The sequence below is a fragment of the Mucilaginibacter agri genome (assembly GCF_009928685.1).
Lineage (GTDB): Bacteria > Bacteroidota > Bacteroidia > Sphingobacteriales > Sphingobacteriaceae > Mucilaginibacter > Mucilaginibacter agri.
Genome location: NZ_WWEO01000040.1, coordinates 17684 through 29890, shown reverse-complemented (window position 1 = coordinate 29890; position 12207 = coordinate 17684). Strand labels below are relative to the sequence as shown.

At 44.6% G+C, this 12207-nt stretch carries 13 protein-coding genes; all 13 read right to left on the bottom strand.

Features of this window, described 5'->3' with window-relative positions:
* Positions 1-2 precede the first annotated feature (2 nt).
* The 13 genes from GSY63_RS05885 to GSY63_RS05825 all read right to left on the bottom strand — a co-directional run bounded on the left by GSY63_RS05885 (position 3) and on the right by GSY63_RS05825 (position 12190).
* Positions 3-251, bottom strand: a complete 249-nt coding sequence (locus GSY63_RS05885; protein WP_157526397.1) for a heavy metal-binding domain-containing protein — start codon at positions 249-251, stop codon at positions 3-5.
* 121 nt (positions 252-372) lie between these two features.
* Positions 373-636 carry a hypothetical protein gene (locus GSY63_RS05880; protein WP_166584880.1) on the bottom strand — a complete coding sequence of 88 codons (264 nt, stop codon included), beginning with the start codon at positions 634-636 and terminating at the stop codon, positions 373-375.
* 904 nt (positions 637-1540) lie between these two features.
* Positions 1541-3640, bottom strand: a complete 2100-nt coding sequence (locus GSY63_RS05875; protein WP_243749165.1) for a heavy metal translocating P-type ATPase — start codon at positions 3638-3640, stop codon at positions 1541-1543.
* Between the two features lie 12 nt (positions 3641-3652).
* Positions 3653-6406, bottom strand: a complete 2754-nt coding sequence (locus GSY63_RS05870) for a multicopper oxidase domain-containing protein (RefSeq protein WP_166584879.1) — start codon at positions 6404-6406, stop codon at positions 3653-3655.
* A 10-nt stretch (positions 6407-6416) separates the two neighbouring features.
* Entirely contained in the window at positions 6417-6872 is a 456-nt protein-coding gene (locus GSY63_RS05865; protein ID WP_166584878.1) for a heme-binding domain-containing protein, read from the bottom strand.
* A gap of 6 nt (positions 6873-6878) precedes the next feature.
* Positions 6879-7460: a DUF3347 domain-containing protein gene (locus GSY63_RS05860; protein WP_157526407.1), complete on the bottom strand. Its 582-nt coding sequence runs from the start codon at positions 7458-7460 to the stop codon at positions 6879-6881.
* A 72-nt stretch (positions 7461-7532) separates the two neighbouring features.
* Positions 7533-8033, bottom strand: coding sequence for a DUF3347 domain-containing protein (locus tag GSY63_RS05855; protein ID WP_157526409.1), 501 nt, complete (start codon positions 8031-8033; stop codon positions 7533-7535).
* Positions 8034-8105: 72 nt separating this feature from the next.
* On the bottom strand, positions 8106-8519 hold the full coding sequence (locus GSY63_RS05850) for a hypothetical protein (protein WP_157526410.1): 414 nt from the start codon (positions 8517-8519) through the stop codon (positions 8106-8108).
* A 72-nt stretch (positions 8520-8591) separates the two neighbouring features.
* The gene (locus GSY63_RS05845; RefSeq protein ID WP_157526412.1) at positions 8592-9842 is read right to left on the bottom strand and encodes a hypothetical protein; all 1251 of its coding nucleotides are present in this window, start codon (positions 9840-9842) and stop codon (positions 8592-8594) included.
* A gap of 139 nt (positions 9843-9981) precedes the next feature.
* Positions 9982-10434, bottom strand: a complete 453-nt coding sequence (locus GSY63_RS05840; RefSeq protein ID WP_157526414.1) for a DUF305 domain-containing protein — start codon at positions 10432-10434, stop codon at positions 9982-9984.
* Positions 10435-10505: 71 nt separating this feature from the next.
* A complete protein-coding gene (locus tag GSY63_RS24795; protein WP_243749164.1) occupies positions 10506-10673 on the bottom strand; it encodes a four-helix bundle copper-binding protein in 168 nt (55 codons plus the stop codon).
* Between the two features lie 206 nt (positions 10674-10879).
* Complete coding sequence (locus tag GSY63_RS05830; RefSeq protein WP_157526418.1) at positions 10880-11497, bottom strand: DUF305 domain-containing protein; 618 nt, start codon at positions 11495-11497, stop codon at positions 10880-10882.
* 27 nt (positions 11498-11524) lie between these two features.
* Entirely contained in the window at positions 11525-12190 is a 666-nt protein-coding gene (locus GSY63_RS05825; RefSeq protein WP_157526420.1) for a DUF305 domain-containing protein, read from the bottom strand.
* Positions 12191-12207 lie beyond the last annotated feature (17 nt).

Genomic DNA, 12207 nt, shown 5'->3' with positions numbered 1-12207 from the left:
AATTACATTTTCATTTTTTCTGCCGGTTTCTTTTTATCGGTCTTTTTAACCAGGGTCATACCACATTTCGGGCATTTGCCGGGTTTATCACTCAGCACTTCCGGGTGCATGGTGCAGGTGTACTGCACTTTTGGGGCAGGCTTTACCTTTTTAGTTTTAGTCGTGTCTGAAACAGCATTGGTGCCATTGGAAGCAAAAACGGTCGTGGCAGAAAACAGGATGGCAACAGCCATCAGCATTACTTTTTTCATGTGTTAAAAAATTGAAAATGAATAAATAGCACAGGCAAAGCCAATGCGTTAATTATGAATTAAGATGGATTCTAATTGAATTATAGCCGGTACAGGATTGTATGGCTATGAAAAGTACAGGTCAAATCCTGTAGGCGCAGTTGAGGGTATAGATGGGTATATCAGGGTCTCCCGGAGGAGCGTTCGCCTGGTAACCGGTACGAATGGCTGATTCCGAAAGGATGTTAACTGCAATCCCGTAAGCAGGCTCCGGCAATATAGCCGGTGTGATTGGGTTTAGCACCGTGGCGTTCACCGACACATGGCTATCCTTTATTTTAAAACTTTTGCTTTCATGTTTGCAGCAGTTATCCTTATCTGAATGATCGGCTGAAGCAAGGGTCAATGTTATGCCAGCAAGTTTACCGCAGCAATAAAAACGACTTATTCCGATACCCACAAGGGATAAAAGATAAATCGCCGTTAAAAATATGAGTGCGGTACGTTTCACAAATCGAAATTACAATTTTTTATTTAATTAAAGGCAGGTAACAAGAGCCGCCCGGCTAAGGGGCGGCTCTTGGTTTAGTTACACTTTACATTTAGTCTTGCATTCCCCGGAATCCTTACAGGTTTTACTGCAATAATCCTTGCAGTTTGGCCCGCAGCCTTTTGCGCATTTAGAACAGGTGAATTTGCTGTTGCAGCAAGGAGTATTGGCATAAGTAATCGATATAACAGATAATAGCATCACCATCGTGATGAAAAGAAACTTTTTCATGATTTGAATATTTAAGATTAATAATTAAACGATTTGTCAATCTAAGATTAACAGGGTTCGGATTTAACTATTAAACTTTCGGCGGGTTCCAGTCGTTGTCCTGGTAATCCGATAATTCACCTAAAGCAAAAAACCGGGTAGTCTGATCGTGCAAATCAATGATTGCTGGTGAAAGGGAAACAGATTGAATAATCCTAAACCCGCAGGCACTGCAAGATAGCATTGCATTACAGGTACCTTTGGAACAACTGTTATCTGAAGCCTGCTTTTGATGCTTACCGCAAGCCTTGTACGCACTTTTTTTGTAGCAGGACGCATGTACCTGAGTATGCAAAGTATTTGCCATCCGCGACATTGGGGATACCAACAAGATACATACGGTGAGGAAAACAGCGATCGCTTTCATTATGTGTTAAACTTTTATTTTTTAAAGATAGTGCAATAAATTTCACGTTATTACTGCGACAAGGTAAGGAAGTACGCTTTTATTATTTTATACTATTCGGACAAAAATTTATATCGTATTGTACTAAGTCTTTACTTTTAACAAGCTGGCATTAATAGCCACAACAACCGTGCTGACCGTCATTAATACGGCTCCCACTGCCGGGCTCAAAACAATCCCCTGATTATACAGCACGCCTGCCGCCAGCGGCAATGCGACCACATTATAACCCGTAGCCCAGGCCAGGTTTTGAATCATTTTACGATAAGTCGCTTTTCCGAATAATATCAGGCTAACAATATCCTTTGGATTACTGTTAACCAAAACAATACCTGCAGTTTCCGCTGCAATGTCACTGCCGGAGCCTACGGCTATCCCAATATCTGCCTGCGCCAGCGCGGGGGCGTCATTTACGCCATCGCCCGTCATGGCAACAAACTCACCTTTTTGCTGCAATTCTTTGATTTTATCCAGCTTCTGATGTGGCAGAACTTCAGCAAAAAAACCATCCATTTTTAACTGGTTGCTCACGCTTTCCGCCACCATTTGGTTATCTCCTGTTAACAGCAATGATTTAATGCCATTGTTATGCAGCGTCTGTATGGCGTCAGCTGATTCCGGGCGAATGGTATCCGATAATGCGATATAACCATATAATATCTCATTGATGATGACAAAGACAACTGTTTCGTTACCGTTAGCGACAAAGTCTTCAGGTTCGGAAAATTCGTGTTCTTTTAAATAGCCGGGGCTGACGACTTTGAGTTGCTTGCCTTCTACCAACGCCTCAATACCCTGACCGGTGATCGCCTTAAAATCTTTTACTTCGGGAATGCTTAATGAACGTTTTTTTATTTCGGCGAGGATTCCGGTGGCAATCGGGTGTTCTGAATTTTGTTCCAGCGCTGCTACGGTTCGCAACAGTTCGTTTTCATTTTGCTTTTTGTCATTACTTTGATGATCTATAACAACCACCCGGGCTACCTCGAATTTTCCAACGGTCAGCGTACCTGTTTTATCAAAAACAATGGTGCTGATCTTGCGGGAGTTTTCAAATGCTGTACGGTTTTTGATCAACAACCCGTGCTGGGCAGAAAGCGAAGTAGACTTGGCTACCACAAGCGGCACGGCGAGACCCAGAGCATGTGGACAACAGATCACGATCACTGTTACCATTCTTTCCATAGCAAAAGCCAGATCTTTGCCATCCGCAAGCCAAAAAGCAAAGGTACTAAGCCCCGCAATAAGGGCGATGACGGTTAGCCATTTGGCGGCCTTATCAGCCAGCAGTTGGGTGTTTGATTTGGCGTCCTGTGCATTTTTGACCAGGGTTATTACTTTGGACAGATATGAATCTGCGCCGCTATGCGTGACTTTAACCTTTAAAGAGCCGTTGCCATTGACCGACCCGGCAATCACGTCCTGTCCTTTAGTTTTCTGTACGGGTGTAGCCTCACCGGTAAGCATGGATTCATTCAGATAGCTTTCGCCATCCTCGATAATCCCGTCGGCGGGAATTTTTTCACCTGGCTTGATCAGGATCAGGTCTCCTGTCTTTAAGGTTTCTGTTTTAATCTCGGTCGTGTCTTTGCCTTTAATTAAGTGCGCCTCTGCCGGCATGAGTTGCACTAAAAGCTCCAATTCCCTGGAAGCTCCCGCTACCGACCGCATCTCGATCCAGTGCCCGAGCAGCATGATCAGGATCAGCGTGGTAAGTTCCCAAAAGAAGTCCATTCCTTTCAATCCGAAAACCGTTGCCGCGCTGTAAATGTAGGCTACTGTTATGGCAAAGCCGATCAGGGTCATCATGCCGGGGTTTTTAGCCTTTAATTCATTAAACCACCCACTCAAAAATGGCCAGCCGCCGTAAAGGAAAACGATGCTTGACAAGCCAAAAAGCAGGTAGCCTGAGCCGCCGAACCGAAAATCCAAATGCAGCCATTGCTGAATTTGCATAGACAGTAACATCACCGGAACCGTCAATACCAGTACCACATAAAAACGCTTTCTAAAATCAGCGATCATCATCGCATGATGATCATGACCAGCCATTCCCATATTTGGACCATGACCTTTAAGCATTTTACCATGATCCATTGATCCAGCTTCAGCGTTATAATTTGCCTGTGTACGGGCAGGTTGTTGGTGCCCTGTCATGGCGTGATGATCGTGTTGATTTTCCATTCCTCTAATGTTTTAATAAGTTAACGTCAAACCCCCGCCGAGACCCATATCACTGTCATAGTGCGTGGATAATGAAAAGTATTTAGTTAGAATATACCGAAATCCTGCTGAATACTCTTTATCCGTGTTGATCATTAATGACATACGCAGCCGTTGCGCAACCGGAATGTCTTCACGTCCTAACTGGAAACGCAGTTTGCCGTTCCCGTCAATCCGCATGTCCGCCACAAATAACATGGGCAAGGTATAGGCAACACCCGCGACTACCGTGTGGCGGTTTTCCTTGTTGCTCACCTGACCGAACAGGTTCTTATAATCGCTGCCAAAAATATTTTTTTCATCTGGGTTAAACTTCTTGTAGTGATAATCAAAACCAACATATGGAAAAAGCCATTGGTTCCGTCCGATATAACGGCCCACCGTCGTTTCACTTTCGTAACCCATCATGGCATCCGTGCCAAGATGCCACATGGTCATCGCTTTCCAGCGTGTACTGCCCAGCATTACCTGTCCGTCTGTTCCGTTGCTTTCCAATCCGACTTTTCCCATTAGGTGTGGCATCTGGTCGTCCCAAAAGAGCTTGCGCTGCGCCAGCTTCGGATCAGGCACATCAGGATTCGGCGGGGAGTTCTCATAGCTGAATACGCGTCCCATGCCGCTCATCATGTGGTAAAGGATATGGCAGTGGAAGAACCAGTCACCACCAGGCTCATTGGCCGCAAATTCTATCGTGTCCCTCTCCATCGGCATAATGTCAAGGACATTCTTCATAGGAGCATTCTCGCCCTGCCCGTTGAGCACCCTGAAGTCATGTCCGTGCAGGTGCATCGGGTGCCGCATCATGCTATTATTGTAGAGGATGATCCGCAGGTTCTCGCCTTTTTTGATCAGGATCTTATCAGACTCGGATACCGTCTTATTATCCAGTGTCCAGACATAACGGTTCATATTTCCTGTCAGGTCAAACTTTAGCTCCCGCCACGGCCCCGCAGGCAAGCTGGTCTTTCCAGGGTCGCGAAGCATGTTATAATTCAATGTTACGATGTCCGGGTTTTCAGCGGCCATATTCATGCCTGACATGCTTTGGTCATTTGCCATTTGCATTCCAGCCATGGTAGCTTTTGTTTTTTTAGCGGCTGGTTTTTCCTCGCCGGTAATCTCCGGGTACATGACGGTGTTCATATCCATGATCTGGTTTTGCATGGTCATGCCATCCATCTGTACCATATTACCATTCATGTCCATCATATCATTCATCATTTTCATACCGGCAAAGTATTTCAGCTTTGGCATTTTACCGGCATAAACTTTATCGCCTTTGCCCAGCCAAAGTGACGCGGACTTCGTACGGTCTTCGGGGGTGACCAGGAATTCATAGCTTTTATTTTCCGGTATGGTCACCACCACATCGTAGGTTTCGGAAACTGCAACGATCAGCCGGTCGACTTCAACAGGCGCTACGTCATTGCCATCCGTTGCAACCACGGTCATTTTACCACCTGCATACTTCAACCAAAAATAAGAGGAAGCACCACCGTTGGCGATGCGCAATCTCACTTTATCACCGGCTTTGAATTGTGGTTGTTCATTTTGATTTTTTCCATTGATGAGAAAATTATCATAGTATACATCGCTCACATCCATGGCGGTCATACGCTTCCATTCATTGGCAACCTTCGTTTTGAAGTTGCCTGATCTTATCGCTTCGAGGTAGCTTTGCGTTGTTCCCTTTTTGATGGCGAACCAATCCGTAGCGGCATGAAGGCTCCGCTGAACCTCCTTGGGATTCATATTCGTCCAGTCACTTAATACCAGCGGAATGGTCGGAATGTCCCATTCCTGGCGTTTATTCATGATAAATGCACCGTACATGCCGATCTGTTCCTGTAAACCGGTATGACTGTGATACCAATGGGTGCCATGTTGTTTGATGGGAAACTTATATAAATGCGTTTCACCCGGCTTGATCGGCATCTGGGTCATGTTAGGCACTCCGTCGTAACGGTTGGGTAGAAACAGTCCGTGCCAGTGCAGCGAGGTTTCTTCTTTCAGTTTGTTGTGAACATAGATTTCCGCAGTATCGCCTTCCGTAAATGTCAATGTCGGCATGGGAATACTGCCGTTTACGGCAATGGCACGCTTTGGTTTTCCACCATAGGTAACGGTAGTGTCGGCTATAAAAAGGTCATACCGAACCGTACGGGGCGGATATTTAGCGCTAATGGTTTTGATAGACCCTAAATGGTCTTTTGCAGCTTGAATATCGGCCGGTCCGCTGCTCATTTTCATACCATCCATCTTCATACCCTCCATTTTTCCACCTGTTTTCGCACTGTCCGTTGCGGGCATGTTCAGTCCAGACATATTCATAGCTTTTGGTTGCTCTTTGACCAGTTTCATCCCGCACTTGGGGCAGTTGCCTGGTTGGGCCGAATGAATATCAGGATGCATCGGGCATGTATAACTGACAGCACTTGCCGCAGGCGCTTTTTCCATCGGCTTGTTATCCGCCTTCAGGTTTTTTCCCTTTAGTGTCATGTTTTTAGCGGCTGTCTTTGGGGCAACTGCCTTTGGTTTTTCTTTAACCAGCTTCATGCCGCATTTGGGGCAATTACCAGGTTTTGCGTCATGGATTTCCGGATGCATAGGGCAGGTATAAGTGACCTGCTGCTGTTTCTGCATTCCCGGCATACCCTGCATATCGGTTTGAGCCTTCGCTATCTGCCCGAATAAAAGTATCAGCACCATAAGTGTTATATTTTTCATCTTTTAACTTTTACGGCAGTGTGCTGCTGGTCTCTTTAGCCCAATTCAGCAACGTTGCCTTATCTTCTTTTGTAAGTATTGCATCACGGTGTATCATTGTATAGGAACCCAAGGGCATAGCGCCTTCCTCCAGGCTTTCGCCGATTGCCCTTATGCGGCTTCGCTGCCGCCTGGCAGCGTAATCACCGAATTCGTCAAAATTCAGTTCATCTTTGCCGCGCCTGATATGACCATCCAGTATATATCGGACTGGCTGCAGTTGCGCGTACCAGGGATAGTTGGTATGATCGCTATGACAATCATAACATGACCGTTTCAATATGACCTGAGCGTTTGATGGAACCTGGATAACCTCTGCCATCGTTTTACCGGCAGGAGCTTTTCCTTGGTTATGGTCGCGCGGGAAAAATTGCATAGCAGCAAGCAGCAGCGCCCCTGATCCGATGATCTTAACCGTCCTGTTCATGGTCATTTATTTTAATTCTTCCTTCACATTTCCGCAGGTTGACATGCCTGAACCCATATAGGGGTTTTTGATCTCTTTACTTTCACTTAGCCAGATCGCCCCTTTTTTATCATTATACATGGGGCAATGATCGACGAATAATGACCGTCCCGCACCGAAAAGCTTGACCAGATCATACATATCTTTGCTCAGCATATCAAAGTGTTCACGCTGATGCGGCAGTTTTCCCGCGCTTTCGCCAATGTGCTCGGCCATTTCATGCGCGTCGTCGGCAATGTCCTCGAAAGATTTTTTCTGGGTGGCTGAAAGTGCGGACTTATCAAACTTTCCAAAACCATCAGCGAGGGCTTTACCAGCCGTTGCAGCGTCCTTACTGTTGTCTTGCGCCAGCGCATTTTTCAATTCCAAATAACTGCCAACGAGGCCATTTACCGCTGTAGCAGGCTTTGAAGAAGTAGCGGATTGTCCTGGCGTATTTGCCGTTTTGGTTGAATCAGTAGCCGTGGAGGTTGATGTGGATTTATTGTTATTGCAAGCTGTGAATGAAACTGCGGTGATGGCTAAGCTAACTATGATTAAATTTTTCATGATGTCTAAATTTTGTAATGAGCAATGACCGGCAAATGATCAACATTTGCCGGTTAAGCTTTATGGATAAACTTATTTATTAAGGGTTTCGGTAACCTTGCCACAGGTGAGCATTTGGTTTCCGTAGTATGGGTTCTTGATCGCAGCTTCAGCAGAAAGCCAATAGCTTTTCTTCATCGGGCAATAAGCATAATAAACCGGCTTATCCGATAATTTTACTGCTTTTGCCAGTTTGAAGAAGTTCAACGAGAAATTGGCAAAGTGTTCCCGCTGATGGGCGATATCCTTGCTCTCCGAAATATGCCGCGCATCAAAGGCAAGCTTTTCCTGTAAAAGCATAAAAGTGTCCATCTCCGGCTTGTCCAGCGTCTTCATATCGACCCCATTGATCGCTTTCAGGAACTCGGTAGCATGAGTGGCTGCGTCCGGGCTGTTTGAGGTGACAAGCGCGTCTTTGACGCCGTAATAAGAGGACAATAAAGAAGAAAGGGATGATGTTTTCGCATCCTGGGCAAAAAGTTGTTGTGTAAACGCAGTTGCAATGAAGGCAACCAGTAAAAATGTCTTTTTCATGATCTGAGAATTAAAATAAAGTATAAAATTCGGGCATGGCTACGCCATGTAACGGTTTAAACTTAATCGTAATCAGATCAACAGGCTGCGATGAATGATATAAATATTTCTTGTCGGGGGACGCTGTCGCTCGTCAATAACGATACGGGGTATAATAATAACGCCAGGATCAGGCACCAACGAAAATATGAGGTTGTCGCTGGTATATAACAGTGGCGCTTTTAAGACCAGGTGGTCGGTCGACGGGACAAGCTTGGCCAATGAAATAAAGTTATTTACCGCGCTTTGGCAGCAAGGTTCATCAGTGCCTATCGTAGTTTGTCCGGGAAGCAGTTGACGATGCGTGTGTTTAACGGCAGCATGATGGTGTTCATGACTTTCGACAGCTTCGTGATGGTTATCGTGGGACATATGTAAAGCGCAGCTAAACCCGGCAACGGTATTCAGCATAAATATAAAGAGTAACAAAAGCGCTTTACTTTTCATCCTATACAAAACTAAAAAACCATTAGCAATAACATTTATATAATTCCGTCAATATTTTATAGGCTACGAACATTACACTGCTTCCTTTGCAATCTTCTGCATAATGGAATGATCGTCGCCAAATTTGCACAGCGCGTCACAATGCTGCCGAAGGTCAGAAAAGCAAATGTATTTCATTTCCATATTCCCTTGCCGGATCGATGGCCTGGTAAGCTGCATAACAACATCTTTTTCGCGTTGGTCAGGCACCACGAGATATAATACTTCCTCCTTGCTATTCAGGCTGCAACTCAGATCGGTCAGCCGCAGTATCCCGGAATAGATACTTGTGCTTTTCTCCACTTCAAACGCGGCGATGACTTTAGGGGTGCCTTTTTGGAACCAAAGAACGTCGATCAACTTAACGGTGTTCAGTACCTCTTTGTCCAAAACTAACGGGGGGAAGTTGGCCAGCGAAATAAAGGTGAACTTATTTCCGTTCCACTCTTTAGAGCGGTCGTTAGAGGCGGCGATCACATCGTAGCCGAGTGCATGCCCGATCTTTAGCAGATGGAACTGCATTTCATTGTGAAGATGTTCATCGGCAGTTTCCGCACGCTTTTCTTTATGACGTTTTTCAATGAGTTTTTCCAACCGGTTACGCTCGGTCTCTGAAAGGTATTCATCTTTTCCTAAAAGCAGTTTTTGGGTGCCGATCTCAAATAGCAATCCAGAGAACGCACCGGTGTCAAGCGATAATTCATTGCAATGTTGGCGGTTCATGTCCATAATGACCTCCCTGATCTTCAGGTATTCGCCCCAACTGCCTAATTTTTTTTTGTCCTTAAAAAGGTAATTGAACCCATTGATGATCGCGGTATTGAACGGCGGTATCCAGGTGGGGTGCAGGAAATACAGGATACTCGCTACCGCAGGCCCCAGGCCTTTGATCTTAAGCGCATCCAATTTTTCAATCTCTTTAACCACCTGCTCTTCATTTTTTGCATGGATGCAATTTTCCAGGAATTGCCCGAAAGCGATCTTATTCGACTGATTTTCGTAGATATCAGGAATTCTCAATTTGGGCTTCCAGTAAAAGGGATGCGAAGCGCCCTCGAAAACCTGCTTTTGTTCCGTAATGCAGGACAGCACAAATTCCAGGGAACTGCCTTTAAAATCGTTCCCGAAACGCTTGCTTTTGATGTCTTCGATCACTTGCAATACACCCCGCCGGATCGAGCGGAAGGCTTTTAAGCGTTCTTCATTATTGATAAACCAGGTATTGTAAACTGATTCCTGATCATTTTTATACTGATGAATTATAGATAATAAGTGATCGCTCATGTATTAAAAAAAACTAATATACTATAAAAGCGAGAAGATGTTATCTACAGCATTTTTTTACGAAAAGCACTTTAAAAAGCCAGACCAATGTTTTCTTCACTCGACTCATATTCCTATTGATAATTTCCTTTGCGGATATTTATTTTTCCATTCTACTTAGAATCTGCTTCATTTCAGCAATCTCCTTTTCCTGTGCATCAATAATGTCACGGGATAGTTTTTTCACTTCCGGATCTTTGATGTTGGCATGTTTACTGGTCATAATGGCAATGGAATGGTGCGGGATCATCCCTTTCATGTATTGTACGTCACCAATACCGGCCTGTGTACGAACGCCTGTCAGTGCTAACCCAAAAACAGCGACGCTGGAAATAACAATGATCGCATTGAGCTTTTTATTCTGGTACATCATCCGCATCATGGCAAGCATGATGAGAGCCATCGCGCTGATCATGATGAGCGTCATATAAAACCGCGTCATATTAAGATAAATATGGTCAATTTGGTCATCGTCCAGGTACATGATGGCGTACATGACGATGTAGGATGCCAACAGCATCAAGACGAATTTTTTATAATTTCCTTTTTCCATTTTTTGGTAAATTTTGATTAAAGAATTAAATAGCCATTGCCCCGAAACGGGGCAATGGCTGAATTTGTTGATTAAGCGGCAGTTGCCATCTCCTCACAAGCTTCGGCGCATTTGCGGCAAGCTTCCGCACAAGCCTGACAATGCTCCATATCGTGCTTGGCGCATTCATCTCCGCACGCTTTACAAACATCTGCACAGACCCTGCACAAGTGTGCACTGAACCCGCTTCCCAAACTCATGACCTCTGCTGCAGCCCGGCATATTGCCGCGCATTCTAAATCCAATTGGATACAACGGGACATCATCTTAATATCCTCTTCCTGAAGGCATGAAGTTGCACAATGGCTGCAAGCCACTGCACAGGCAACACACTCATCGATACAATCCTGAAATTTTTGATGTGACATAATCATTTGTTTTATAGTTATAAACTTAGTGAATTACATTATTTATTGCCCCTGGCCAATAGCCAGTCCTGGAACTGATCTATTTCCTTCATTTGTGCATCGATAATATTGGTAGCCATCGTTTTCATACGCTGTTCCTGCCCATGCAGAAGTTCGAGACGAGCGTTTTCAATTGCACTTTGATGGTGGCCGATCATTAGAATAGCAAAGTCGTGGTCGATGTCCCCGTTTATGATCTGCAAATCCGCCTGTTTTCCTGCTTTTTTCATGTTATCCATCTGCATGGTATCAAAATCAGGATCGTTGGTATGAGGTGGATGTGAGGCGAGAAAGGCGGTAAGCTGCGTTATTTCTGCTTGTTGGCTGGTCATAATAGATTGGGCCATTTGTTTCATTGTTGCATCGCTGCCACTTTTCAGTTCGAGATTGGCCATATCAATTGCGCCCTGATGGTGCATGCGCATCATCATAGCAAAATCGTTGTCGGGATCTTTCGTCATCTTCATGGTATCCATTTTCGACATCATTTGATGCATAATGCTCATCATCTGATCCTGATCGTGATTCTGAATTTTGATTTCATTGTTGTCTTTCGTACAGGCAGCAAAAAAGCCTGCGATAACCAGTAGCCAGGTCAATTTTATTACGTTTTTCATGGTTTCAGTTTTTAGTTATCCCCTTATTTATTTATGTGATTGCATCCAATGTTCCATTTTACTGATATCACTGGTTTGTTCAGGAATGGATTTTTGAGCCATCGATCGGAGCTTGCCATTTTTTGCATTTGCTAAGATGCTTTTCGCCATTATCAACCCGTCTTTGTGGTGCTTGGTCATCATATCTGCAAATTCATGATCTATGGAAGACATGGACATGTTCCCAGTTTTCATCATCGCCATCATATTGTCACTCATAGCCTTACCCGCACCTGAATTTTTATTGGCCGGATCATAATTTTTATTTCCGCTTTGTAGGGTAGGGATTAATTGATCAAGCTCTGTAACCTCCTTAGTTTGCGCGTCCACTATTTTTTGTGCCAAACTTTTCATTACGGCATCTTTACCCTGCTGCACTTCCACCTTGGCCATGTCAATTGCGCCCATGTGGTGAATTCTGAGCATAGTTGCAAAATCAAGGTCGATATTACCCTTCATCTGCTGAGCATGCATCTCCTTCATCATTTTATTCATTGCTTCCATAAGCGGGTCGCCTTGCATTTGAGCTAACATTGATACATCCGTCGTTGGATAGTAGTGGCTGCTCATTAATCGGCCGTTCATTGCCATTTCGGCGTTCATTCCTGTTGCGCCTAGCGCAAAAAGTGGAATCATTACAATTGATGTTTTCATAGATATTATTGATTATT